A 4,074-nucleotide genomic window follows, 5' to 3' on the forward strand; every position below is an offset into this window, starting at 1 on the left:
CTGATAAAGGGTATATCAGCCCGAGTCTGACATCGTACTACGACGCTCAAGGAGTAGATTTACAAACGCCACTCAGAGCTAATATGAAAGAAGATAGACCCAAACCTGTGGTAAGACGGCTAATGAAAGCCCGCCGTATCGTTGAAACAGTCATTGGTCAGTTATCAGAACGATTTAATATACAAAAGGTACGAGCAAGAGATTTATGGCATTTGTCTCATCGATTGATTCGTAAGATTCTGTCGCATAATCTGTGCTTTGTACTCAATAAAAAACTTGGTAACCCGCCTCTTCAGTTTGATTTGCTTATTTCAAGTTGAGAGTGGGGTTGATAATAGTAATCATTAGTGCTATTATTCTTTCTAATATTCAATCATCTAGATTAAAGACATTCCATTTCATGAATAATATTTAACAGGACATATGATGCGACTCCAGTTAGCCTCTGAATCTATCCGAAAAAAACACCTTACCGTAGCAGTACAGATTGGCTTGATCATGAGTATCAGTCAGCTGGCTTATGCTGAAACTACCTATACCGAAGACTCGCTAAGTACGTCCGAAACAGAGAACGCTGAGACAGCGATCCCATCGACTACTTTAGATGCCATCACCGTCTATGCCGATAGCTACCGGAGCACAGGTACAAAAACTGCATTAGACCCTGAAGATGCACCAATGAGCTATACCAGAATCGATCAAGACCTGCTACAAAAACGCCAAGCGGACAGTGTCAGTGCTGCGCTACGTTATGAGCCAGGTGTCAGCTCTGAGAGTCGCGGTACAGTGACTATCTTTGATGAAAACAGAGTTCGTGGTTTTAAGACTTTATCGAATTTTTATGACGGTCTAAGACTGCCTTACGATGGGGCTTGGAACCTCATGCCACAAGTCGATGTCTATGCAACAGAAGCGGTAGAAGTGGTCAAAGGCTCGGCCTCTTCACTGTATGGTTATACAGCACCTGGTGGCATGGTCAACCAAATTGCCAAAACACCTCAAAGCACCCAAGAAACGGAAGTGCAACTACGACTGGGTAACCAAGACCTAAAAGAAGTAGGCATCGATACAACCGGAGCGCTCACAGACAGCTTGAACTATCGTTTTGTGGCATTAAAGCGCAAAAAAGACGGACAAATGCAAACCACAGAAGAAGAGCGCACGCTGATTAATCCATCGCTTGAATGGCAAGCGACAGATGACGTGTCGGTACTTGCTAACCTCTTTTATCAAGATGACCCAAACATGGTACCCTCTACCCCACTGCCTTCAGTCGGTACCGTCTATAACGCCAGCTATGGCAAGTTAGATAGCGATGCCTATGCAGGCGACGAATGGAATAAGTTTAGCAAAGAAGTATTCATGCCGAGTGTCACTGTAAACTGGGATATCAATGATCAGTTAACCTTCAAACACATACTGCGCTACACCGACTCTGAAGCAGAGCAGCGTAATATGTACAACTCAGGTGGGTATGTCAGCGGTAGTGACACGATACTGAACCGTGTGGCTTACACCACCGATGAAAGCATGAAAAACTGGACCACAGACAACCAGTTGGCTTATCAATTCGATACGGCAAATACTTCTCATAACTTATTGTTTGGTGTTGAGTATCAAGAGACAGATAGCACTGCTGATTACTATGATGCTGGTGCAGATGGTACACCAAACCTTGATTTGTCCAATCCAGATTTTTCGCAAATCAATGCCAACACCCTACCATTAGATGTCTACAGTCAGTATGAGGACATCGAACAAAGCCAGCTTGGTTTTTATGTTCAAGATGAGATGACATGGAAAGATTGGACGGTAGTGGCAGGTTTGCGTCATGATAAATTCAAAAGCCTCACCGACCAGACCAAAGCTTCTCAAGGTGTAATATATAGTGTCCAAGAAATTGACAATGACGCATCAGAGACCAGTGGTCGTCTTGCTGCTATTTATAATTTCGATAATGGCATCTCGCCGTTTGTGAGCTACTCACAATCGTTCCAGCCAGTCGTTGGGAGTAATTTCGTGACCAATGAGCCGTTTGAACCCACGACGGCCGATCAGCTAGAAGCTGGTATTAAGTATCAATCATCAGATGGCGGCACCAAAGGAACATTGGCGGTATTTGATATCAACCAGCAAAATGTCGTGGTATCAGATTACATTAACTATAGAAATCAAACCCAAACCGGTGAGATTGCATCTAAAGGATTTGAAGTCTCAGGCAGTCATATGCTCAATGACTGGGTAGATGTCGCTGCGAGTTACAGCTATACCGATGCTGAAATTACCGAAGAAGAGATTAACCCCGAAGTGGTCGGTAACACGCCAGCGCAAACAGCGAAACACAAAGCCACGCTGTGGGCAGACTACTACGCCACAGACAAGCTAACGCTTAATGCCGGGGTTCGCTATGAAAGTGGCATGCAAATCGACAGACAGAACACAGATGAGCTACCAAGTGTGACATTGGTAGATGTTGGCGGCAGTTACGAAGTCAACCCTACCTTTACTGTGGGTGCGAGTGTCAATAATCTGTTTGATAAAACCTATGTCAGCTCTTGTTATGATACAAATAACTGCTGGATGGGACCAGAGCGCCAAATGGTCGTCAGTGTAAAAGCTAACTTCTAAGCACAAAAAAGCTGGCTATTGTAATAATAGCCAGCTTTTATCAATATCATAGATAAGAATATCGATCGAAAATTTATAACGCCAATATAGAAAACCCAAGTGGCTCGGTCAATTACCAATCACAAACCTATTACTTGCTCTAAATGTCCCGTTTTAATATATAGCGTAACACCTTCTAACCCTGCCTTTATCTGCGACTGCTCTCCTACTGGCAAACGTATCCAACTACCTCGTTGATAAACCTGCCCATCATCTATTAGACTGCCCGCTACAACCAATAACTCTGTACCACCAACACCACTAATGCTATCTTCGTCGAATACTACTTCGCCTGCATTGAGACGCTGCAAACTTACTTGCTCGCCATCATCAGAAAACAGAGGACAGATATCACGACTGCCTTGGCATTGCCAATTGTCATCATCATGAGTATCAATAGCGACATAGCGATCTTCATCAGATGGCATTTGTCTGAGCTTAACGAATATCACTGCGCCTTCATCACTATATGGCGTATGACCTGACGATGGTGGATTGCGCAAATACCAGCCTGCTGGATAATGTGTGTCATCTGCAGAAAACATGCCTGACAATACCAAAATCTCTTCACCATTTGGATGCATGTGATGCGGAAAGTGAGAACTCGGAGCATAACGCACCAGACTGGTGGCGCGCGCTTTTTCTTCACCCACGCGATCCAGCATCACCCGTTCTACACCGCTCTGCGGTGAGTTTATCCATTGTTGCTCTTCAACTGCAAGCGCTGCGCGACAAGAAAAATCTGCATTAATAAGCATAAAATAGTGTCCAAACAAGTTCGTTATGGTTGTATCAACTGACCATTATCGCACTAAAATAACTGGCGACAAGGTGCTAGCGATAAGCTCTGTTGTGGTACTGCCTAGAAACAGCTGCTGTAATTTTGAATGACCATAAGCACCCACTACCATAATATCGATGTCGTTTTCCGCTTGAAAGGCTAACAAGCCATTGACCGCATCAGCCGCTGATAAATGATGCGCTTCCACCACAAACCCCGCTGCTTCTAGTTGTGCTGCAGCGGCACTTAAGCTTTGTTTAGCGGTATCATTGTGACTGCCTATCATAACGATATGACCTTCTAAACCTTTTAAGACAGGGCTTCTAGCAACCATCGATGCCGCTTTAATAGCGGTTTTGCTACCATCAAACGCGATCATATATGAACTGGGCGCTTTAAAACTTTCGGAGCAAATCAATATCGGAATATCAGAGGCACGGGCGACCGTTTCTATTTGACTACCAATATTGATGCGACTGTTTTTGTGGTCTTCTCCGCGTCGACCCATGACAATAGCACGATTTTCTGTCTTAAAATTCTCGATAGCAGGTAACAGCTTGCCACGGCGCTGTTGACATACTCCCACCACTTTCGCAAAGCTCAAGTGGGGGATTCTAAAAGCAAAT

General features: G+C 44.3%; 4 protein-coding genes. 2 read left to right on the forward strand and 2 right to left on the reverse strand.

Features of this window, described 5'->3' with window-relative positions; translation table 11 throughout:
- Together EI164_RS14875 and EI164_RS14880 are read left to right on the forward strand one after the other, a co-directional pair.
- Window positions 1–320 (forward strand): transposase (locus EI164_RS14875; protein WP_318779513.1); only part of this gene is annotated, 320 nt, incomplete at its 5' end.
- Window positions 321–426: 106 nt separating this feature from the next.
- The gene (locus EI164_RS14880) at window positions 427–2,628 is read left to right on the forward strand and encodes a TonB-dependent siderophore receptor (RefSeq protein ID WP_192520695.1); all 2,202 of its coding nucleotides are present in this window, start codon (window positions 427–429) and stop codon (window positions 2,626–2,628) included.
- 119 nt (window positions 2,629–2,747) lie between these two features.
- Here the strand turns inward: EI164_RS14880 and EI164_RS14885 are convergent, their stop codons facing one another.
- Together EI164_RS14885 and EI164_RS14890 are read right to left on the reverse strand one after the other, a co-directional pair.
- Window positions 2,748–3,425: a cupin domain-containing protein gene (locus EI164_RS14885; RefSeq protein WP_192520696.1), complete on the reverse strand. Its 678-nt coding sequence runs from the start codon at window positions 3,423–3,425 to the stop codon at window positions 2,748–2,750.
- Between the two features lie 45 nt (window positions 3,426–3,470).
- Window positions 3,471–4,074 (reverse strand): universal stress protein (locus tag EI164_RS14890; RefSeq protein ID WP_192520697.1); only part of this gene is annotated, 604 nt, incomplete at its 5' end.

This window comes from Psychrobacter sp. FME13, from assembly GCF_014861395.1.
In the GTDB taxonomy this organism is placed as follows: Bacteria; Pseudomonadota; Gammaproteobacteria; order Pseudomonadales; family Moraxellaceae; genus Psychrobacter.